Source organism: Neobacillus sp. B4I6 (genome assembly GCF_050434045.1).
In the GTDB taxonomy this organism is placed as follows: Bacteria; Bacillota; Bacilli; order Bacillales; family Cytobacillaceae; genus Neobacillus.
Genome location: NZ_JBNPWB010000002.1, coordinates 984,104 through 1,004,978, shown reverse-complemented (window position 1 = coordinate 1,004,978; position 20,875 = coordinate 984,104). Strand labels below are relative to the sequence as shown.

The following is a 20,875-nucleotide window of genomic DNA, read 5'->3' as shown; positions in this document are numbered from 1 at the left end:
AACAGACTCAATTGAAGAGCCTGTTTTTAAGTATTACGCTTTCTTTTCCTCAGATGACCAAATGTATAAGTCTTCAATAGAGCAATTTAATTCTCTTGAAATTGTCATCGCAGTATTTAGGTTCATCACTTTTTTGGACAAGTAGTCGTTGAGCTGAGTTTGAGGAATACTTGTATTCCGTTCCAAACTTTCCAGGTCCATGCCGTTTTTTGATAATAAATCTTTGAGGTTACTTTTTTTCGCTTTATAATTTGTCAAAATGACACCTCACTTTTTTAAAAGCATAACACATTAAGTTCGTAATTGAAAGGAAGAAGGGTTTCCCCCTTTCCATCTTGGCTTATGTTATACTTAATTAGGAATAGGTAAAGGAGTGTGAAACATGAAAAGCTCAAACAATCTGTACAAAAACGGACAGTCAGTTAACATTAAAGAAACTGGCGAGGTCGTCACAATTTTAAAATCACAATATGTTAAAAACATGAAAAGATATTCTTATATCGTTAAGGAACATCCAGAAACATTCTTTTTTGAAGAGGAATTAAAGGTTCTTTAATAAATAAAAAGGAGAAGGCCGATTCTGTGAATCAATCAGCTTTCTCCTTTTTAAATTTGTTTTAAAACTCAGCATTTCCAGTTGTTCTCGGAAATGGAATGACATCTCTAATATTAGTCATTCCAGTTAAGTACATAATTAAACGCTCAAAACCAATACCATAACCAGAATGTTTCGTACCGCCATATTTTCTTAATTCAAGGTACCACCAATAATCTCCTTCATTCATACCAAGCTCATTAATTTTCCCAGCCAAAATTTCTTCGCGTTCTTCACGCTGGCTGCCGCCAATCAATTCACCAATTCCTGGGACAAGTAAATCAGTTGCCGCTACTGTTTTGTTGTCTTCATTTAATCTCATATAGAAGGCTTTAATTTCTTTTGGATAGTCTGTTACAAATACTGGGCGTTTGAATACTGTTTCACTTAAATAACGTTCATGCTCCGTTTGCAGGTCAAGCCCCCACTCTACCGGATAGGCAAAAGTTTCTCCGGACTCCCTTAATATATCAATGGCTTCGGTATATGTCACACGGCCAAAGTCTGCTGTGTAGGCATTATTTAGACGATCCAATAACCCCTTTTCGATAAAGCTGTTAAAGAAATTCATTTCCTCAGGGGCTTGTTCAAGGACATAGTCTATCACAAATTTCACCATTTCTTCAGCCAAGTCCATGATATCTGGAAGCTCAGCAAAGGCAAGTTCCGGTTCTACCATCCAAAATTCCGCTGCATGTCGTGCAGTGTTAGAGTTCTCTGCTCTAAACGTTGGGCCGAAGGTATAGACATTGCGGAAAGCCAAGGCAAACGCCTCAGCCGAAAGCTGTCCGCTAACAGTCAAATTAGTTTCCTTGTTAAAGAAATCCTTGGTTAAATCTGTTTTGCCTTCTTCATTTTTTGGAGGATTGTCCATATCTAGTGTTGTCACTCGGAACATTTCTCCTGCACCTTCTGTATCACTGCCGGTAATAATTGGTGAGTGAACATAGACAAAACCTTTATCTTGGAAGAATTTATGCAATGCATAGGAAGCAAGCGATCTCACACGAAAAACAGCTGAAAACGTATTGGTTCTTGGTCTTAAATGGGAAATAGTTCTCAAATATTCAAACGAATGCTTTTTCTTTTGTAAGGGATAATCTACATTTGACGAACCTTCAATCACGATATTAGTTGCTTTAATTTCAAAGGGCTGCTTCGCTTGAGGAGTATAAATAAAGTCTCCTTCAATCCTAATGGATGAACTTATTGGTAACTTTGCAATATCCTTAAAGTTCTCTAATTGCTCATCAAATACAATCTGCACCCCTTTAAAAAAGCTGCCATCATTTAATTCAATGAACCCAAAAGTTTTAGAGTCGCGAATCGTGCGAATCCATCCAGATAACTGGACTTTTTGTTCAATATAGCTTTCCGTATTTCTGTACAAATCCTTGATTAAGGCCTGTTTCATTGGTTTTCCTCCTAAATCTTATGTAAAAAAGTAAAAAACCTTCCATCCCTTTTGGGACGAAAGGTAAAATTCCACCGTACGATCATCGTATTTCTTTTATCCCTTCAATATTATATAAAATACCATATCAAATAAGCAATTTTCAACAAAATTTCCGGTATGAAAGAGATTTATTTTAGTTTTTTGTAGATTCTTTTGAAAACGTGTTATTTTGAGCACAAATATGGTCAGAGAGCCATTCTTGACGGTCAAGTAAGGCTGCTTTGCAATTGGTAAATAAATGATCGGTATCATACCAGATGATTTTTTTGGGAGAGCTTGCAGCAGAATAAAAAGTGGCGGCATGGCCACGTTCGATAAATTCGTCATTTTTGGCGAATTGGAAGAGTATTGATGCCGGCGCAGCATTTTTTACATAGTGGATGGCATCTAATTTTCTAAGACTTGAAATAAAATATTCAAATCTTTCTGGCGGTAAAAAGCTGCGAATGATGGCTGCGATTGGATGTTCACTAGTCAGTTGCCACTCTGAAGCCTCCCCATACCCTGATATTAAGACAAACGTTTTAATGAGCGAATCAATTCCTGAAATTACCCCGCCACAAGCCGCTCCAAAACCGTGGCCAACAAAAGCAATCCGGGCTTCATCCACAATCGTAAGCTTACTAAGTAGTGTGACTCCCATCCTAATATCCATTACAGTATGAATGTATTCTTGAATATCCGCTAAGGCTTCAATTTTTTTTGTGAATTTTTTTTTATCAAGATCATCCGTTTGACTATTCCTACCGAAAAACGGCGCTTCAATTAGGAGGGAAATATAACCTTTTGTTGCAAGCAATTTTGCTTCATGATAAAATGTTTTTCTATTTCCTTGACTAGGGTGCATATAAATGACAGCAGGAAATGGTCCTCCCTTATTAGGAATAAAAAGAAGGGCAGGCATCCTTCTATTGAAAAGGCTTTCATAATTAACATCATAAATAGAATAACCTTCTTTTGAAATAGATGAAATCACCTCAAATCCTGCTCGTGTTTCTACATCGTAATCAAACATTCTTTACCGCCCCCGCGAAGATTCTTTTTTACTAACTTATTTGAATTTTCAGATTAATAGAACGAATAAATCCATAAATCTCTTATCCGTACAATGTCCCTTAAGTTTTTTAAAATTTTCAGAATAATAGCAGGAAAAACGTTGCTTATCGTCGAAATAGTAAAAAAATGTTTATACTTGATTTAAGAGGAGTGTTTGATGTGGACAAGATCACATGTATTGCCTACCTTTTATACAAGTCATCTAAGAATCAAGACATTAGAGAAAAAGCTATCCAATTATTGAATGGAGATGTATCCATTCGTGATTTAAAAAGAAATATATCTATTCAAGCCAATCTGGTCATCGCTGAATCGTTCCTGAAAAAGAATAAAATCGATAAAGATCAAGTTCAGCAATTTGCTGAGCAATTTATGTATCAAGAAATTTAAGGTATCCATTTTGGATTATTATCCAATTTGTTTTTCATAACAAAAAATACCAGTTCCATTTTGTGTTGTTGAAGTACTATAATAGATAAATCCTAATGATTCCCAAAAGCGTTGAGCCGTTTTATTTTCTTTTAAGACACCAATTCTAACACACTTCTTTCCTCGTTTAAGCATCTCATGTTCATATACTGCAAAAGCTTGTGCACCGAAACCATAACCTTGATAATCACTATGAAGCAGTAAAAGACCAAGCCAGGGGTAATGGTCCTTCGGATTTTCTAATAAGTAGTCAATTATTCCAATATAGGTGTCATCAAGCTTTATAAATGCACTGTTAGTATTAGGATTTAAGAATTCTTCTTCCATGTCAGCAAGTGTTCTTGCCTCTTTGCCATTTTCAAAAATATTATATTCTGGATTCGAGTTTATCATTTCGAGTGCAATAAACAATGTTGCTTTTGTTACCTCTTCAAAATGCATTGAATTTGTTTACCTCCCTATTGTTTTTATAAAACAATTATATCAAAACTGAAAGTTTTAGTAACATTTGTCGAAAAAATATCGTCATAATTATTTAAATAACTTAATACACTGAATCGTTGTGTAATTTATGACTACACTTTTTACTAATAATTTAAACATAGAAAAGGAGATTCAATTATGGTACAAGTAGAAGTAACAGTAACTTTCGAAGGAAAAAGCTATTTAACAAATGTCATTGCTAATCGGGAAACATCCGATGATGAAATATTCCAACTTGCTTTAGAACAAGTTCAAAAACAATGGAAAAAATAATATAGCAAAAAACAGCGGAAATAGATTCAGCTGTTTTTTTATTTTTTCTAGTTAGTTAATGAATTTCGCGCAAAAGCATAGTACTTCTAACATAGCCTAAACTTAAAGAAGCTGTGTGCTCAGGTCATCAAGACATACAGCTTCTTTTTCATTAGCATTTACTTGGTTTTACAAGTGTGTAGGTATCTTTAGGAGCAACCTCCATTAGCGGGCTAATCCCAGATGTTGCGATCATGTGAAGTTCATGCATGGCCCTTGTACAGACGGTATAAAATAATTTGCGTTCACTTTCTTTTTTATATTGAGAACAATCGTACAAAATAACGGCATCAAATTCAATTCCTTTCGCAAGATAGGAGGGAATAACGAGAATTCCTTTCTCATACGAAATCGTTCCTTTTTCTATTAGATGGAGCGATACCTCGTTCTTGAGCGCTTCAAAGGCCCTTTTGCTCTCATCGGCTGTCCTGCAGATTACAGCAATGGTTCGATGGCCATCATTTTGAAAATCTTTAATTGTTTTGATTATTGATCGCGTAATTTCATCGGGTTCTATTTCAGTAACTAACGGCTTCCTGCCCGTGCGGTTAAAGGGTTCAATATTTTCTCCACCCTCAATCAACGCACTGGTAAAGTTAACAATCTCTTTTGTCGATCGATAGGTTTTTGTAAGGACAAACGATTCGATTGTCTCACCCGAGATATTTAGGTCAGATAAAACCGTTTCCGCACCAGTGGCACCAGAAAATATCGCTTGATTAAAATCACCGAGTAAAGTCATTTTGCTAAAAGGAAATAGCTTTTGTATAAAAGCAAACTGGAAGGGTGAGTAATCCTGTGCTTCATCAATAAAAATATGACGAATAGTAGATTTGGACTTACGACCTTCAATTAAATCCTGGAGATAAACATATGGTGTGGCATCTTCATAAGGAATATCCATATCCTTTAATTTCTTCACTGTCTTCCTGCAAATTTGGTCCCAATCAACAGGTAAGCGTTCATCCATATTTTCAGCTTGCTTAAAAAGTTGCTGATAAATTTTTGGAGAATCAATAAACCGCAAACTTTTTACTCTCGCAAATAATGGCCTGAATTTTTCTTTTACGACCATTTCAGCAAGGAGTTTTTGCTCCTGCTCAAAATCATCAAATGTATTTTCCGAAAATTGATTTTTTTCCTGAAGTTTTTTGAAGGCCTCCATAAAGGCTTCTTTATCGAGAAATTGGACTTCTTCCTCCACCCAGCTTCTCGAACGCTCTTGTCTAACCTTCCGCTTTAAATCTCTTAAAAGCCATTCCTTTACAAGCTGCATGCGGTTGGGTATGCTAATGCTTTCTTCTAGTGAATAAAAATAATCATGGATCTCCTTTTTAGAAATCAATACATCTCCTCTAAATATTAAATCCCTAAAAATTAGACCCCTTTTCGTTAATCCATGCGCATATCGATCAATGATATTTTTATATTCAAGACTTGCTTTAAAACGAATTCCTTCAACTCTTAGTTTATATTCCTTTTCATCATCATTTTCACTTAACAAATATTCCATTTGCGTAAAGGCGTCTTCCACATTAAATTCTTTACCTAATCGAGAATGTAAATATTCCTGAAAGGTGGATTGCTGCATATTTTCTTCACCTAACTCTGGTAAAACCGTTGCTACATAGCTATTAAACAAAGGGTTAGGTGAAAAAAGCATAATATTTTCTGAATTCAATGTCCCTCGATAACGGTAGAGCAAGTAAGCAACCCGTTGCAGGGCAGCAGAAGTTTTTCCACTTCCTGCTACACCTTGGACGATCATAATTTTCGCCCGCTCATTGCGAATAATTTCATTTTGCTCTCGTTGAATAGTAGCAACAATGCTTTTCATTTGCGTACTCGCGTTGTTTCCAAGAACCTCCTGAAGCATTTCATCTCCGATGGTTACCCCTGTATCAAACATCCCTTTAATTTCTGAAGCCCTAATAATAAATTGACGCTTTAAGTTCATTTCCCCTTCAATCATCCCTTCAGGGGTACTATATCTGGCAGGACCAGGTGAATAGTCATAATAAAGGCTAGATATAGGGGCACGCCAGTCATAAATCAAAAAATTTTCATCCTGTTCATCCATTAACGATGCAATTCCTAGGTATACCCGGTCCTCTGCTTCTTCCCCGTTTTCTAAAAAATCAATCCGTCCAAAGTATGGGGAATACTTTAACCTTGATAGTGTATTGAGATGTTTATCCAAATGTCTATGGGTCCGCTCACGTTCTGAGAGCAGTTCGGCCTGTTGTTTGATACTCGCTGCTGTTTCTATCATATCATCAGGTTCATCCATATTGACGGTTACATCTTCCCAAAATTCTTTACGTATCTCGAGAACATCAGAACTTACCTTTCCAGCATTTAGCTTTAATTTATTTATCTTTTTTTCGATTTCATTTACAACCGTGGTCACTCTTCTTTGTTCCATTTTTAGGCCTTTGCTCTGTAAATCGCTCATCAAACCACTCCCCAGATAATTGTTTTGGTCATTTATTGACAATCGAATAAAATTGTGTTAATGTTATAATAGATAGTTTTTAAGTAATTACATCAATAAATATTTATGCCAAATATCATCATATCATTCTCCTCCTACATTTTCAAGGAGATTTTTCTATGCCATTAACAAACGCCTTCAGGGGCGTTTTTTTATTGACCTATCTAAGTTTATGTATTCCTCAATTTTCTTCCTATCCTTCTTCCTGTGATCCGTAAACTTAAATATATTCTCTTTGAATTATTTAATTCGTCCAATCCTAAATACTTATATAGATAGTATTGGAAAAAATTCAAAAAAAATTTATAAAATCTAATTGACAATATGTTTGCCCACAACATATAATTTGTCTTGAATTAAGTTATTTTTATTTCGAGATAAACCAATTAAACAAACATACTGGAGGAGAAATAAAATGACAAAAACTAAATGGGCTCTTGATGCATCACACAGCAGTGTAGATTTTTCTGTTCGTCACATGATGATCGCAAACGTGAAAGGTACTTTCAACAAGTTTGACGCAACGATTGATGCAGATCCAACCGATTTAACAACTGCAAGCATTGAATTTTCAGTTGATACTGCAAGTGTAGACACCCGAAATCAAGACCGTGATGGACACTTGGTTTCTGCAGATTTCTTTGATGCAGCTAATCACCCAACTATGACTTTCCGCTCTACTAAAATTGAAAAAACAGATAACGGCGAATACAATGTTACTGGTGATTTAACATTACGTGGTGTATCAAAACCTGAAACATTTGCAGTTACTTTCGAAGGTCAAGGAAAAGATCCATGGGGAAATGAAAAGGTTGGATTTAGTGCAGAAGGTACGATCAATCGTTCTGAGTATGGCCTAGTTTGGAATGCGGCACTTGAAACTGGCGGCGTTCTTGTTGCTGACAAAGTAAAAATCAACTTACAAATTCAAGCAGCCAAAGCTGAGTAATTAAGATAAATCAAACACATTAAGTCATTTCAGGCGTGAATTCACATCGAATTCACGCCTTTTTTTTTTATAGAATACACACATTTTAAATTAATAGATTAGTCCAATCGGCTATTTTCATATATGATATAACCAAACTATTAACGCTTGTAGTAGAATACTCCGATTTTGAACACAATCAAATTCAACCAAATCAAACAGATAACTATTACCAGGATTATACGATTAAGCACTTTGAAGAAATGATTTTTGGTGCTAACGGAGTAACTGGTCCAAATGGTGAAAACTTCATTTCTCAAAAGCAATACGATGAGCAACAATCAGGTGGTACTTATACAATTAACGGTAAAATAAACTAGTTACTGTTTTATAGAATATAGATGGCTGATTTGAAAATTGAGTTTTTTGCTTTATGAGGACAGGTTTTACATTTTCCCTCTTATTTCTGTCTTCACGAACACTTCATGAGGACAAATTTTATACTTTCCCTCTGATTTCTGTCTTCATGAACACCTCATGAGGACAAATTTTATACTTTCCCTCTGATTTCTGTCTTCATGGACACTTCATGAGGACAGATTTTGATCTTTCCCTCTGATTTCTGTCTTCATGAATGTCACATCAAGATAGATTTTTTGCATTTCTACTGGCTTCATTAGAAACAGGCTGATTCGAAAACCGGCCTTTTTTTCCTCTAGGGACGAATAATCACTCTAGTCCCATTTGGTACCATATCCGCCAGCTGCAAAACATCTCGATTATACATTCTCACACAGCCATGGGAAACGGCTTTTCCAATCGAACTTGGGTCGTTTGTGCCGTGAATCCCGTAACCTTGTTTGGAAAGTGAAAGCCACAACACTCCAAATGGTCCCCCTGGATTATACTGCCGATTTACAATCACAAAATCACCTGTTGGAGTATTCGTCAACATCCTCCCTACCGCGATTGGAAAAATTTTTACTAACCTTCCATTGTTATATAATGTAAGTCTTCGTTTTCCGACAGAGATATGAATGGAAAAGGGTATAGTAGTGGGTTCTGGCAGACCTGGAATTTGGATTTTTTGGCCTACATGTAATTGCCCGACCCCAGGATTTGCTGCGTGAAGTCTACGGAGACTTACGCGATAATTAGCAGAGATAATCCCCAGCGTTTCGCCAGGCTTAACTATATGAATCATACGATCCCACCTTTCTTCTGATAGCATATGCCCATACAAGTTTATGGTTGCCTTATTTAGAATAGGTACTGATATCCTGCATTTCTAGCTGGATCAGCATTATTCAAACCGAAATAGTGGGGCCATATCCTCTCTTACGTGGTTCACAAAAAAGTAATCATTACTTGCCTTATCATATCGATAATCGTTTCTCCATTCATTTATGTTTAAGGTGATATCTCTTATGGCATTTACAAACAATAGGATTTCTTCGTTAGTCATAATCGGATGTAATGAGAAACGAACCCACCCTGGTTTCTCCGACAGATCTCCCTGATTAATCTGTTCAGAAATATGCTTAGAGGAAGGTTTATCAATGTGAAGAAGATAATGCCCGTAGGTCCCAGCACAGGAGCATCCACCTCTTACTTGAATCCCATACCGGTCATTAAGCAGGCGGACGATTAAATTATAGTGGATATTCTCAATATAAAACGAAACAATACCCAAACGATCTTTTTTATGACCATCTAATAAATGAAGGCCGGGAATCTCTACTAATCTAGGTAATAAAATACTTAACTGTTCCTTCTCTCTTGTTAATATATTGTCCACACCCATTTGATTCTTCAAATTCAAACATAGGGCGGTCCGAATGGCTTGTAATATTCCTGGTGTCCCACCATCTTCACGCAGCTCGATGCTAGTATGATATTGATGCTCGCCCCATGGATTTGTCCAGGTCACAGTCCCTCCCCCGGGATGGTCTGGAACATGATTAGCATATAATCTAGTATCAAAGACCAAAACACCACTAGTTCCCGGTCCCCCTAAAAACTTATGAGGAGAGAAAAAGACGGCATCAATTTTTTCCAAAGGATCCATTGGATGCATATTAATGGTCACATACGGAGCCGAAGCCGCAAAATCGACTATACAAATGCCACCATGTTGATGCATAATTTTTGCTAATTGATGGTATGGGGTTTGAACCCCTGTTACATTGGAGCATGCTGTAAACGAACCAATCTTCATTTTTCTATTCTTATATTGATGCAGCAGGTGAACAAGCCGGTTTTTGTCCACACCTCCATCCTCGTCTGGACTTAATACAACCACATCCCCCAGTGTCTCGAGCCAGGATGTCTGGTTTGAGTGATGTTCCATATGCGTAATAAAAATTACTGGTCGCTCATTTTCGGAAATCTGCAGCCGCCCTTTCCACTGTTCATGAACTCTAATTCCTAATAATCTCTGAAACTTATTCATCACAGAGGTCATTCCAAATCCATCCAGGATTAGGGCATCATGCTCGTCGGCGTTAACATGTTCCTTAATAATTTTTCTGGATTGATTATATATCCCTGTCATCATTAAACTAGTTATATTCGATTCTGTATGTGTATTTGCCATAAAGGGTCCGAATACCTCAGAAATTTTCTGTTCGATGGGTCGATAAAGTCGTCCGCTTGCCGTCCAGTCCGCATAGATGATTTTCTTTTTCCCATAGGGGGAATCAAACACTTGGTTCGTCCCAATCACTTGTGAGCGAAACGGTTGAAAATATTCTTCAAAGTTATCCGGGATCCGATAGGTTTTACTTCCAATATTAGCGGTGATCATTTGTTTCACACCTCACAATATAAATCTGTTATTAATATATGCAGGAATCTATAGCACGGTTTCTTTAACGAAATCTAAAAAGAGCAGCCTCCTATAAGGGCTGCTCCTCTGGTATTTCTCCAACTTAATTAAATTGTTTCATGTTTACATCATCAGACAAAAATCTTACATAATTCTTACGAATATGCTTTTTTTCAAATAAAAAAGCAGCCTCATCAATTGATAAGGCTGCTTTTAAGTTATAGGGGGATGAAATTACTTACTAATATGTAGTAATTTTCGCAGATTCTTTCCTTGTTACTTCTTCAATTTTTTGAATAAACATTTGAAAAACTCGCCTTTTCTCCTCTAGGTCTTTTATGTATTCTTTCAGTTGGTTATAGCTTTCTTCAAATGGTTTATGGTACATGTCACGAATTTTATCAATAATTTCCTCATTTACTGTCGATTGAATTACTTGCTTGGTAATCCCATATTTGTAAGAATAAACCTTTAATTCCTGTGCCACTTCATCATATTCATTTGCAATTTCAGTTAAGACAAGTGAAATATCATCTTTCCACTCATCTAGTGATTTTTGCAAGTAGGATTTTACCATTGTCTCTTCCATATAAACACCCGCCCTAATACAGTCTCGAATTATGTTTACACTATTATAACGTGGTTTGATTACATAGAGGTTTCGGCTAGTTTACATTGTCTTTTCAATAGCTATTTTTTTGAGTCTTTCTCCTTAATCACCTGAGTAATTGGATCCACACTGGTAATACTTTCTAGGTTATTAATACGTGGCAGATTTATTGGGATAAAAACTCGTATAAAATCAATAAAAAACTGTGCAAACGTTTGCCTCTTAAAAGTAATAGTTTTTAAATTAGTCTATCTTCACTGCTTTTTCGAAATCATCGAGTGTAGTTGAATATTTTATATACGTTCGAGGTAAATAGTAAAGCTCGTTCTTAAAGCCTGTCATTGAAAATGGGCCTGGCGTTGTAGTCAGTCCATACCGATAATACTTTTTCGCTTCCGCCACCACATGTTCATTTGTATTACCATATGGATAAGCTAGTGCAATAACGGGTTTCCCAGTTATTTGCTGAATTTTTTCTTTAGAATCTTTTAGTTCATATTTTAAGTTTTCCTCTTTGGTTAAATCTGGATGTGTAGCTGTATGTGACTGAATAGATATTAATCCTGAATTCGCTAACAATTTTAGATCTGCTTTAGATAAGCGGTTTGCCCTTCCTACGAAATCAGAAATCACAAAAAAGGTACCGGCTGGATGAAAACTTTCTGTTGTGAGTTTTTGAAAAATCGAATAGGCATTAAGATTATTTTTGTAACCATCATCAAAGGTGATAAAGATTGGCTTTTGAACAGTTTTAATATCCTTCCAACGCTCGAAAGTTAATAAGGTATAACCATGTTCTCTTAAATATGCCATTTGTTTCTCAAAATTTTCTGGAGTTACATATAACTCCTTGGATCCAATACCGTTAAATTGAGCGATGGAATGATAAATTAATATAGGAATCTTTTGCTTAGCATAGACGCTTTTGGGAAGTCCTAAAATGAGAAGAGATAAGAATAGTAATAAAATCTTTTTCATAAAATTCCTCACTTTTTGCGTTTTATATTTATCACCACCTATTATTCCTCCAAAATATCATTTCATTAAAAAAACTGCGGACGCAGCATTTTCCGTTTGTTGAAAATCCAATCGAATTACAAAAACGCCATGAAACTAATATCCCCTAAAGGAATTACTGTCGCTATTAATTGATTGAACGATTCTATTTAATGTGACTTCCTTTAACAAAAAGTGGTAGACTAAAAACAACATTCTTCAAAAGGAGCTATTCATGACCAATTATAAAGTTTTATTTTTAGATATCGATGGAACATTACTGAGACCAGATGGTACGATTGAAGATTCAACAAAAAAGGCCATTTCAAAGGTTCAGGCTCAGGGCTTGGAAGTTTTCTTAGCTACAGGAAGGCCACTACATGAATTAGATGAACTCGCAAAAGAGTTAAATATTCACTCATTCATTGGTTATAACGGTGCATATGCCATTTATAAAGGTGAAGATATATTCCAGGAGCCTATGAAGAGCTCTACAGTTATGAATTTCTTAGAGATTGCTAAGGATAACCAGCATGAAGTGGTCCTGTATACGAATAATAAAAACGTTTTTACCAATGTAGATTCTGAGATCACAACGGAGTTTATGCACAAATTCCACTTACATAAAAATGAACCTTATTCTCCTTTAGTTAATAGTTCGATCTTAGGGATGACACTAATCAATCTAAAAAAAGATGCCCCTATCCTTTACAATAAAGAAGAGGGAATCCATTTATCCCAAGTCAATGTCGAGGGAATGCATCATTGCTATGATGTAATCAGGGACAAAGTGAACAAAGGCTATGGAGTTCACGTAGTTTTGAAGCGGCTAGGCATCAATAAGGAAAGTTCGATTGCATTTGGAGATGGAATGAATGATAAGGAAATGCTTCAAAACGCGGGCGAAAGCTTTGTCATGGGTAACGGCCATCCAGACCTTTTTAAATACGCAAAGCATAAAACTACCAAGGTTACTGATTCTGGAATTTATAATGGGTTGAAAAAGCTTGGGTTGATGAATTGAGATAGGTAATAAATCATGATGCCATATAAAAAGTGCAGAGAATTTCAATTTAACTTGAAACAATCTGCACTTTTTTGCGCTTTAGATCTTTGTGAAAATTATCCCAAGTAGAGCAGTACATACACCGATCACTTGATATCTTTTTAATTTTTCTTTAAAAAGTAAAAACCCAGCTAGAACCACTACTAGACAATTTAAACTTACAATTGGAAACACGATACTTGCCGTTCCAGTATTAAGGGCATAGAAATAACTGCTATATCCTAAAATGCTAATTAGTCCCACAATGGATCCCACATTAGCTTCTGACCTCTTCCACTTTTCTTTTTTCAAGATACTGCAAATAGCTAAATAGAAACTCCCCCCGCCATACATGGCAATGAGGATATCTAATGAATTTATTTGCAAATAGGATGTAGTTGTCATTAAAACCCCTAGTAAACCAAAAGAAAATATTGCAAGCCCAACGCGAATCATCCAAGGGAAATAATTTATTCCTCTATTATTACCAGATGAATACTGTATGGCCATGGCTGAGCCAAGCATAATTATGATTCCTACCCACTGAATCACTGTGATTTGTTCATGAAAAAGAACGCCAGCACATACGATTGGAAATATTGTATTTGTTCCTACTAATGGCGATGTCAAACTAGCAGGGCCCTTTTCAAAGGCCTTTGACATTTGGATATTTCCGTTTGCATTTAATATTCCAATAAAAGCTCCTAGTAATATGGTGATAAGATTCAAATGGACTGTCCCGTTTACAAAAGCAAATCCCAAAGTTAATAGGAATGCTACAAAATAGAAGAAGAACTGAATATGTACTTTCGACACTTTCTTCTCCGTGCTCCACTTGAAAATAGTATTATTTGTCCCAAAACAAACCATAGTTACAAAGGCCGCTGCAATCCACATGTTGAGTTCCTTCTTTCTACATCATTTCCACTCCATATAATAAACCTCATTTCTATTCTGCTCAATCGTTTTTTCGTAATAGATGCTCAATTTGCAAAATATTGTTGTTATTTCATGCTTTCCGTCTTGTTTTGATAGCTTTTGTCATCTAGCAGGAAAATGTGCTACCGAATGGTGAATTACTAACACAACGATGAATTATTTCCGAGATAAATAGAAAGGAATGATTTTTATATGAAGTCCTATACCTTAAAAGAAGTAGCCAAAAAAATAAATACAACACCAGGCACCATACGTCAATGGGAAAAAGATTTAGTTGATTTACTAGAAATTCCACGTTCAAAACAAGGGGCCAGAATATGTACAGAAAGGGAGATTGAACAGCTAATAGAAATTAAACAACTATATGAAAAAAAGTTAAGTAAGGAAACAATCAGGAAATGGATGCAAAAAAAACTTCACCCTGAAAGTGAGGATGTTCCCCAATTCCCCGAAGTTTCACAAGCGTTCATTGGTAATCAGAATGTCTCAGAATCATTCGCAGTTTCCCAAAAGGTCATTGAAAATCAGAATGTCTCAGAATCATTCGCAGTTTCCCAAAAGGTCATTGAAAATCAGAATGTCTCAGAATCATTCGCAGTTTCCCAAGAGGTCACTGAAAATCAGGATGTCTCAGAATCACTCGCGGTATCACTCAAGGCCATTGAAAATCTAGATATGAAAGCACCACCTATAGTCTCATTAGAGGTCATTTCGGACACAGCCAAACCGATAACCATCCAAGACGCTATAGATGCACATCAGTTTTTCGAGGCAATGGATACGTACAAGCAAAATTTCTTAAGCGACGTAAAAGATGAAATCCGGACGGTTGTTCGAAGAGAAGTACTAGATGAAGTAAAAAAGGAAATAAGGAATGGAACTTATACCACAGTTAAATCATTATCTGACTCGATATATAAATCATCTGCTAACACAAGAGCTGAGATTCAGGAGTTATCAGAGACTCTTGAAAAAGCCTCTGAACTATCAGCTGACTCATTACAGTACCTATCCAACAACATTGTTAACGCCTCTGTAGAGACTTCGCAAGAAATTTATACACTTTCCAAGCAGTTGTCAGAAACTTCCGAAGAACTATCCCACTATGTGGATGTTACCAATAACGAAATCTCAAGTCTAACTGAGGCAATGTCAAAAGAACGTGAATTTTTCCTTGAAGAGCGTAATCAGTACCGACATGAAATTTCGCAAAGAGAATTAGCCTTTCAACAAATGCTTAACAGTTATAGACATGTCGCAGCAACAAAAGAAAAGAAATGGTGGAAATTCTGGACTTAATACGAAAGTTTTCTTCGATTAGAACGACTCCCTTTTAAAGACAAAAAACAATAATTTCGTCACTCGTAGATTGCGGTTTATTTTATCAATGGAGGGATTCGAAATGAATACAAGTGAAGTAGCAAAATTATTAGGAGTATCTACAAGTACTATTCAGCGCTGGGTAAAACAGCTTGAACTTCCAATGGAAAGAAATGAGCGTGGTCATTACCATTTTAGCAGCGAGGATATAGAACTATTAAAAAAAATACACGAACAGCTCCAAAACGGAACACTAATCCAAGAAATAGTCCCATTAAAAGAGAAAAAAAATCCTCGAAAAGGTGCTGTTAAAGCGGTAAATGACAATCAAGCACTAGAAAAGTTATATTCAAAAGTCAGTGAATTGGAAAGTAATCTAAATTCAAAAGCAGATTCGGTTGCTTCCTATCAACTCCTTCAGCATCGCCGTGAACTAGAGGATTTGCAACATCTTGTAAAAGATTTATCGCAGCAGGTAGAACAACTTCAAAAACAAATGAACCAACTAAAAATGACCTCGCAAATGGAAGAACCACTTGTATTTGATCACAGTAAAGTAAAAAGAAAGAAAAAAAATATTGTCAGCTCATTATTTGGGTTTTAGTTCGTTACAATTTTCTAATTTAAATACACAAAAAATAGCCGAACTGGTCCATACTAGTTCGGCTTTCATTACTACTCACTGTATTCATTTAAACTTTAAATTCGACAAGCGGTTGAGTATATTTTTTAATTAAATAACTTCCTAGAACGATACAGATCATAAAGGAAAGAACGAAAAGTAAAAGATAATTCCCTGAAACGGAGATGATACTTTTATTTGGTAGAATCTCTTGGAGCGATTTAATAATAAATCCATGAAGCAAATAGACATATAAAGTTCTTTCACCAATTTTCGTTACTTTAAATTGATTGGAAGGTATTAATGCTAAAAACCCAAATACAACTATTAATGTCAGCCCATATTGAAGTCCTCGCAACAGCCCATCGGCCAACTCTTTTTCCCCCATATTTGCATATGATGTATCGCCCAGAAGCCATGGCACCGCATCTTGAGGGAAACTGAACCCAAAGAAAATATAAGTCCCGATAATGATTATTATACCAACTGGAAGTGAATATCTGGCCCGAATTACTTTCTTTAACTGATCACCATTTAGTAAAAACCCCAAGAGGAAATAGGGGAAAAATACAAATGTTCTTGATAGGCTTAAAAAACTACCCGCGTGATCAACAAAACCAATCGCGATTCCCAAGACAATGGCAATAAAAAAGCCCCTCCATCTTAACCTTGCAAAGAGATATAGCAGTAAATTCCAAAAAAACAAACTCATCAAAAACCAAAGCGACCAATGAGGATGTAAAAAATCAAATTCTATATTTTTTTCCTGCCCATTTAAATAATAATAAATGGAATAGATCATCTGAAAAATAAAATAAGGAAGTAATATCTTCTTGATAGACTTTATAAAGTAGCCTTTCTTTTTATACCCTTTCGCAAAGTATCCAGAGATTAGGATAAAAGCGGGCATATGGAATAGAAAAATAACTGTATATAAAGTGAAAAGGATCCCATCATGTTCCTTTAATGGACTTATGAGATGCCCAAAAACGACGAGAAAAATCAAAATGAATTTTGCATTATCAAAATATTTACTCCTTTTTGAAGCTGAAGCCATCATATCACCCCATAGGTTAATTCAATCAAAAAGGTATATTAATATTTTTTTCAAACCCTCACCATTTAATTCCCACGACCAATTCTCATAGTCGTTAACCAATCATAACAAAAGAACATTACAGGAATATGTATATAAATTAACTTTCTGTTGCATGGTTATTACGATTTTGAAATAATAATCTCATATACCTACGATTATATTACCACTTCACTCTTAATAAACCCTTAAAATTAAATGTTAAAAAAACAAAAAAAGGCCACTCCTTTTTTCGATAAGGAATGGCTTTTACTAATTCATAAAGTAATATCTACAAGATGGTTCCTGATGATTTCCTGATAATTCCCTCTTAATTCATCTTGTGAGATCCGAAGCGCTTTTGAAACGTGATAAAGATATTCATGGTCGCTTCGAAGCCAAGAAGAATAATTTCTTTTTAAATACCGTTCTGCATCCGCGAATTCAGAGAAAGACTGCTCCAATTTCTTCTTATTATGTATTATAGAAAAAGAGCCATCTCCACATGGAATGATATATGAACTTTCTCCTAACGGGTTCTGATAAGATGTTCCAACCTGTGAATCCTTAACATTAAATTCATTCCGATCTGCATCTGGTTTAAGTGGAATCGTTTCAAAAACATTTATTACAAACTTTTCAAACGCTTCCCTTGTCATTTCTGATCCAGAGGCTTTCGGATGCCCTCCTCCTCCGTACCTTTTTGCATATTCGGCTACATTTATTTCATCATGAATGGTTCGAAATCCCATCTTCTTTCCACCCATATTTAGAAGGACAATCATATCCAAATGCGGATATAAATTATTTAATTCATTACCTAGCTCTGATAAATATTGTTCGGCATGAACAATTCCAACACAGTAATCATCAATAAAAGTTTGAAGCAGTTGTCTACTTTTCGAATGGATGTAACGATGAATTTTTTGTTCCTCGATATCAAGCAGCATATGTTCCGTGTCGGTCAATGCAAATGATTCATTATTTTCAGTCAACCTCTTTAACATTTCCTCCTCAAACAGTTCACGACTCATAATATAGAACAAATCATTTAATCGTTTGGCTGTTAAATTATTATTTTCATCCCACTCCCATGTGTCATATTGACGTACTAATTCGATAAATTCTTCAAGTGCTTTATTTCGTTCCATCATTTTGTGTTCAATTACGTAATCATAAAATAAAGAAGTTGCACAAGTCTTTTTTCCCGTCTCATACTCAGGAATTACACTCCCCCATTTGTATTGATTAAAATGCAAAGCAGTCACATGATGATCGATCATTTGAACTGGTTTTCCCTTTTGGAACCGCTCCTCGAGTTTTTTCTCGACCTGCTCATTTACAGCTAAATCAGTAATGTAGATTTCCACATTATTATTCTCAGGGTTTTTAATAACTGCTTCCACTCTTTGATTTAAATTTCGATAAGAACAGTAAAATATATTGGCCTTGTCTGCAAATGCCAGTTTCGCAATAAGTCCACAACCAAGACCATCAAGATCAATATCCGTAAAAATAATCATCCTATCTACCACCATCCATTTTTTGCTTCATAACGTATCGTTTGGTTTCAGCAAATTTTTTATGCAGGTTAACCTAGTTATGATTTAACATTAATCTTTATTTTATCATATAGAAAATAATACCACCTACCACTATGACCTGGTGATAGTAATCACAGACATATTAAAAATGACATGGTATGATGCATGGGAAGTTTCTAATACAAATAATGAAACGGGGTTATAATTTGAACTTTCCACAACTTAAAATAGGCCATATGAGACCTCAAGTTCCAATCATTCAAGGCGGAATGGGTGTCGGTATTTCTCTAAGCAAATTGGCTTCAGCTGTCGCAAATGCAGGAGGGATTGGGATTATATCTGGAACAGGGATTTCAACTGACGAAATGAGAACACATATAAGGAAAGCTAAAAGTCTGATCAAAGATGCAGGATACATTGGTGTAAATGTTCTATTCGCGGTGAATGACTTTGCTGAAAAAATGAAAGCAGCTCTAGAAGAAAAAGTTGACTTTATTATTTCTGGCGCTGGAATCTCACGAGATATGTACGCATGGGGAAGAGAAGCAGGAATTCCTGTTATCTCTATAGTCTCATCTGCTAAATTAGCCAGGATTTCCGAACGACTGGGAGCAGCAGCAGTTGTCGTTGAAGGCTTTGAAGCAGGAGGACATCTTGGAACAGACCGCCCAATGTTTGATATCCTCCCAGAAATCGTTGAAGCGGTTTCCATCCCCGTTATTGCGGCAGGAGGAATCATGACTGGCGGCGATATTGCAAAAGCTCTTTCAATGGGTGCCTCTGGTGTACAAATGGGAACACGCTTTGTAGCCAGCGAGGAATGTGATGCCCCATTAGCTTTTAAACAAAAATATGTTGATTCAGGTAATGAAGATTTGGTTTTGGTAAAAACAACCGTTGGTCTTCAGGGAAGAGCCATTAATAATAATTTTGCAAAATTAATTAGTGGAACAGATAAGCTAAAAATCGCTAAATGCATTGATTGTTTAAAGAATTGTTCTTACCGCTTTTGCACCATGGATTCTCTTTTGGTATCCATGAATGGCGATGCGGAAAATGGCCTTGTTTTTGCAGGGGCTAGAGTTGGAGAAATCAAAGATATTCTTCCCGTTCAAACAATCATTGATAATCTTACATTAGAATACAATCAGGCTATCTAGTTTATTTAAAAGAGCCAACCGTAAATTAATCATACGGTTGGCTCTTTCCTGTTTCTGTTATGGTAAATTTCTGAATTTGTTCTTAATTGGTGTACGCGGTTTTGGCTCTGGGATTACATCAGGATAGCCTACTCCCAGAACGCCAATAATATCATAGCCATCCGGAACACCAAGAATTCCCCTGTTTTTGGGCGTAATGCCAATCGATGACCAAAAGGTCCCAACTCCTTCTGCCCATGCAGCTAAATTAAAATTTTGGATAAAGCATGCAGTTGCCAGCGCATTTTCCACTGTTTCTATGGATGTCGCCCCGTGCTTGGATAAAATCATCATTACTATCGGTGCGTTTCCAAAATTTGTTTTATGATTTAACTTTTCTCTTGTCTCTGCTCCAATAAAATAAATTTCCCATGGTTCTGTCATGCGGTGATTGGGTGCCATTGCAGCAGCCTCTAGCCATGAGTGAAGTAAATTTTTGTCAATTTCATCAGGTTTGAATTTTTTTAAGTTGCGCCGAGTTTTAATTAAATCAATAATTTTCAATCAATGACTCCCCTTTTATATTCATTTCGAAACCCATCGTAATATCTTATGTCTCTCCCTATATTTTGTACGTAAAAGTTTTAATTCGCCAGTTTATAATATCCCCGTTTTAAGCCATAATAGCAAAACCATAGTGATTGGACAAAGAAGAAAATCCCCCAAATAGGAGCTGGAATAAAACCTGTGATCCGCGCAAGATTTGCTGCATCCCCTGCTGATTGGGGCTGAAATATACTAATGAATAATATTTCATAAGCACTTTGTACTGAATCAACCAATAAAATTGATGCAATTAAAAGTAATAGGTTATCTCTAAAGTTTTGACTCCCTTTAATGCTTTGTCTCGAACAAAGCTCAAAATAGATTCTCCTCTTTAGTAACTAACACCATTTTAACATTTTTTGTTATTACTTTTGTAAATTTCAACTTAGCGTATAAAAT

23 protein-coding genes are annotated in these 20,875 nt (G+C 35.9%); 9 read left to right on the top strand and 14 right to left on the bottom strand.

The genetic code is table 11. From position 1 onward, the window contains the following. Nucleotides 1–33: 33 nt before the first annotated feature. Entirely contained in the window at nucleotides 34–258 is a 225-nt protein-coding gene (locus QF028_RS06985) for a helix-turn-helix domain-containing protein (RefSeq protein ID WP_088088554.1), read from the bottom strand. A 124-nt stretch (nucleotides 259–382) separates the two neighbouring features. Between QF028_RS06985 and QF028_RS06980 the strand changes: the two genes are divergently transcribed. Then, nucleotides 383–556, top strand: a complete 174-nt coding sequence (locus QF028_RS06980) for a hypothetical protein (protein ID WP_168244701.1) — start codon at nucleotides 383–385, stop codon at nucleotides 554–556. A gap of 61 nt (nucleotides 557–617) precedes the next feature. Here the strand turns inward: QF028_RS06980 and asnS are convergent, their stop codons facing one another. Both asnS and QF028_RS06970 read right to left on the bottom strand, forming a co-directional pair. Continuing rightward, nucleotides 618–2,009 (bottom strand): asparagine--tRNA ligase, encoded by a 1,392-nt coding sequence (gene asnS, locus QF028_RS06975; protein ID WP_429464619.1) that lies wholly within the window; start codon nucleotides 2,007–2,009, stop codon nucleotides 618–620. A gap of 175 nt (nucleotides 2,010–2,184) precedes the next feature. Next, nucleotides 2,185–3,066 carry an alpha/beta hydrolase gene (locus QF028_RS06970; protein WP_429464618.1) on the bottom strand — a complete coding sequence of 294 codons (882 nt, stop codon included), beginning with the start codon at nucleotides 3,064–3,066 and terminating at the stop codon, nucleotides 2,185–2,187. Between the two features lie 200 nt (nucleotides 3,067–3,266). Between QF028_RS06970 and QF028_RS06965 the strand changes: the two genes are divergently transcribed. Next, nucleotides 3,267–3,497, top strand: a complete 231-nt coding sequence (locus QF028_RS06965) for a hypothetical protein (protein ID WP_214998417.1) — start codon at nucleotides 3,267–3,269, stop codon at nucleotides 3,495–3,497. Between the two features lie 18 nt (nucleotides 3,498–3,515). Here QF028_RS06965 and QF028_RS06960 read toward each other — a convergent pair whose 3' ends face one another. Beyond that, nucleotides 3,516–3,977, bottom strand: a complete 462-nt coding sequence (locus QF028_RS06960; protein WP_429464617.1) for a GNAT family N-acetyltransferase — start codon at nucleotides 3,975–3,977, stop codon at nucleotides 3,516–3,518. 180 nt (nucleotides 3,978–4,157) lie between these two features. Between QF028_RS06960 and QF028_RS06955 the strand changes: the two genes are divergently transcribed. Next, a complete protein-coding gene (locus tag QF028_RS06955) occupies nucleotides 4,158–4,292 on the top strand; it encodes a BA3454 family stress response protein (protein WP_168244706.1) in 135 nt (44 codons plus the stop codon). A 151-nt stretch (nucleotides 4,293–4,443) separates the two neighbouring features. Here the strand turns inward: QF028_RS06955 and helD are convergent, their stop codons facing one another. Then, nucleotides 4,444–6,786 carry an RNA polymerase recycling motor HelD gene (gene helD, locus QF028_RS06950; protein WP_429464616.1) on the bottom strand — a complete coding sequence of 781 codons (2,343 nt, stop codon included), beginning with the start codon at nucleotides 6,784–6,786 and terminating at the stop codon, nucleotides 4,444–4,446. A 454-nt stretch (nucleotides 6,787–7,240) separates the two neighbouring features. Here helD and QF028_RS06945 point away from each other — a divergent pair, with 454 nt between their 5' ends. Further along, nucleotides 7,241–7,774 carry a YceI family protein gene (locus tag QF028_RS06945; protein ID WP_429464615.1) on the top strand — a complete coding sequence of 178 codons (534 nt, stop codon included), beginning with the start codon at nucleotides 7,241–7,243 and terminating at the stop codon, nucleotides 7,772–7,774. 89 nt (nucleotides 7,775–7,863) lie between these two features. Beyond that, a complete protein-coding gene (locus QF028_RS06940) occupies nucleotides 7,864–8,133 on the top strand; it encodes an immune inhibitor A domain-containing protein (RefSeq protein ID WP_429472217.1) in 270 nt (89 codons plus the stop codon). A 335-nt stretch (nucleotides 8,134–8,468) separates the two neighbouring features. Here the strand turns inward: QF028_RS06940 and QF028_RS06935 are convergent, their stop codons facing one another. The 4 genes from QF028_RS06935 to QF028_RS06920 all read right to left on the bottom strand — a co-directional run bounded on the left by QF028_RS06935 (nucleotide 8,469) and on the right by QF028_RS06920 (nucleotide 12,168). Further along, nucleotides 8,469–8,957 (bottom strand): L,D-transpeptidase family protein, encoded by a 489-nt coding sequence (locus tag QF028_RS06935; RefSeq protein WP_429464614.1) that lies wholly within the window; start codon nucleotides 8,955–8,957, stop codon nucleotides 8,469–8,471. 99 nt (nucleotides 8,958–9,056) lie between these two features. After that, nucleotides 9,057–10,559, bottom strand: a complete 1,503-nt coding sequence (locus tag QF028_RS06930) for an aminotransferase class V-fold PLP-dependent enzyme (protein ID WP_429464613.1) — start codon at nucleotides 10,557–10,559, stop codon at nucleotides 9,057–9,059. 262 nt (nucleotides 10,560–10,821) lie between these two features. Beyond that, a complete protein-coding gene (locus QF028_RS06925) occupies nucleotides 10,822–11,169 on the bottom strand; it encodes a hypothetical protein (protein ID WP_088088565.1) in 348 nt (115 codons plus the stop codon). Nucleotides 11,170–11,433: 264 nt separating this feature from the next. Then, nucleotides 11,434–12,168, bottom strand: a complete 735-nt coding sequence (locus QF028_RS06920) for a polysaccharide deacetylase family protein (RefSeq protein WP_410885897.1) — start codon at nucleotides 12,166–12,168, stop codon at nucleotides 11,434–11,436. 253 nt (nucleotides 12,169–12,421) lie between these two features. Between QF028_RS06920 and QF028_RS06915 the strand changes: the two genes are divergently transcribed. Beyond that, entirely contained in the window at nucleotides 12,422–13,210 is a 789-nt protein-coding gene (locus QF028_RS06915) for an HAD family hydrolase (RefSeq protein WP_429464612.1), read from the top strand. Nucleotides 13,211–13,291: 81 nt separating this feature from the next. On the opposite strand, the gene QF028_RS06910 is transcribed toward QF028_RS06915, so the two are convergent. Continuing rightward, nucleotides 13,292–14,128, bottom strand: a complete 837-nt coding sequence (locus QF028_RS06910) for a DMT family transporter (RefSeq protein ID WP_429464611.1) — start codon at nucleotides 14,126–14,128, stop codon at nucleotides 13,292–13,294. A gap of 234 nt (nucleotides 14,129–14,362) precedes the next feature. Between QF028_RS06910 and QF028_RS06905 the strand changes: the two genes are divergently transcribed. Together QF028_RS06905 and QF028_RS06900 are read left to right on the top strand one after the other, a co-directional pair. Further along, nucleotides 14,363–15,469 (top strand): MerR family transcriptional regulator, encoded by a 1,107-nt coding sequence (locus QF028_RS06905; protein WP_429464610.1) that lies wholly within the window; start codon nucleotides 14,363–14,365, stop codon nucleotides 15,467–15,469. 103 nt (nucleotides 15,470–15,572) lie between these two features. Beyond that, nucleotides 15,573–16,094, top strand: coding sequence for a MerR family transcriptional regulator (locus QF028_RS06900; RefSeq protein WP_429464609.1), 522 nt, complete (start codon nucleotides 15,573–15,575; stop codon nucleotides 16,092–16,094). Nucleotides 16,095–16,182: 88 nt separating this feature from the next. On the opposite strand, the gene QF028_RS06895 is transcribed toward QF028_RS06900, so the two are convergent. Both QF028_RS06895 and QF028_RS06890 read right to left on the bottom strand, forming a co-directional pair. Beyond that, nucleotides 16,183–17,172, bottom strand: coding sequence for an acyltransferase family protein (locus QF028_RS06895; RefSeq protein WP_429464608.1), 990 nt, complete (start codon nucleotides 17,170–17,172; stop codon nucleotides 16,183–16,185). Between the two features lie 293 nt (nucleotides 17,173–17,465). Next, nucleotides 17,466–18,710: a DHH family phosphoesterase gene (locus QF028_RS06890; protein ID WP_429464607.1), complete on the bottom strand. Its 1,245-nt coding sequence runs from the start codon at nucleotides 18,708–18,710 to the stop codon at nucleotides 17,466–17,468. Nucleotides 18,711–18,919: 209 nt separating this feature from the next. Here QF028_RS06890 and QF028_RS06885 point away from each other — a divergent pair, with 209 nt between their 5' ends. Further along, nucleotides 18,920–19,891, top strand: coding sequence for an NAD(P)H-dependent flavin oxidoreductase (locus QF028_RS06885; RefSeq protein ID WP_429464606.1), 972 nt, complete (start codon nucleotides 18,920–18,922; stop codon nucleotides 19,889–19,891). 57 nt (nucleotides 19,892–19,948) lie between these two features. Here QF028_RS06885 and QF028_RS06880 read toward each other — a convergent pair whose 3' ends face one another. Both QF028_RS06880 and QF028_RS06875 read right to left on the bottom strand, forming a co-directional pair. Continuing rightward, complete coding sequence (locus QF028_RS06880; protein ID WP_429464605.1) at nucleotides 19,949–20,434, bottom strand: nitroreductase family protein; 486 nt, start codon at nucleotides 20,432–20,434, stop codon at nucleotides 19,949–19,951. Between the two features lie 80 nt (nucleotides 20,435–20,514). Continuing rightward, complete coding sequence (locus tag QF028_RS06875) at nucleotides 20,515–20,769, bottom strand: M50 family metallopeptidase (RefSeq protein WP_429472215.1); 255 nt, start codon at nucleotides 20,767–20,769, stop codon at nucleotides 20,515–20,517. Between the last annotated feature and the right edge of the window lie 106 nt (nucleotides 20,770–20,875).